Here is a 248-nt window from a genome sequence, read left to right as displayed (position 1 = left end):
AGGAAGAGAGGGGAAGGGAGAAAAGGGAGAAGAAGGGAAAAGAAAAGAAGAGGAAGAGGGGAGAGAAAAGGGGGGGGAAAAGGGGGAAGAAGGAGGGAGAGGGGAGAAGGGGAAAAGAAAAGGAGGGGGGAAGGAAGGGAGGAAGGAGAGAAGGGGGAAGAGGGAGGGAGGGAGAAAAAAAAAAAGGGGGGAGAAGGGGGAGGAAAGGGAGGGAAGCAATCTGTGGAACGTCATAATCATTCCTCCTT

Annotated in this window: 1 protein-coding gene; it reads left to right on the top strand. The window is 52.8% G+C overall.

Annotated features, from left to right (window positions below; translation table 11 throughout):
• Positions 1–236, top strand: a 236-nt coding sequence (locus tag AB1471_RS19090; protein ID WP_367781029.1) for a hypothetical protein, incomplete at its 5' end; no start/stop codon positions are given.
• Between the last annotated feature and the right edge of the window lie 12 nt (positions 237–248).

Source organism: Jeotgalibacillus marinus, assembly GCF_040801915.1.
GTDB classification, from domain to species: Bacteria; Bacillota; Bacilli; order Bacillales; family Jeotgalibacillaceae; genus Jeotgalibacillus; species Jeotgalibacillus marinus.
Note: the sequence above shows the minus strand (reverse complement) of the source record. Positions and strands in the feature narration are given on the sequence as shown.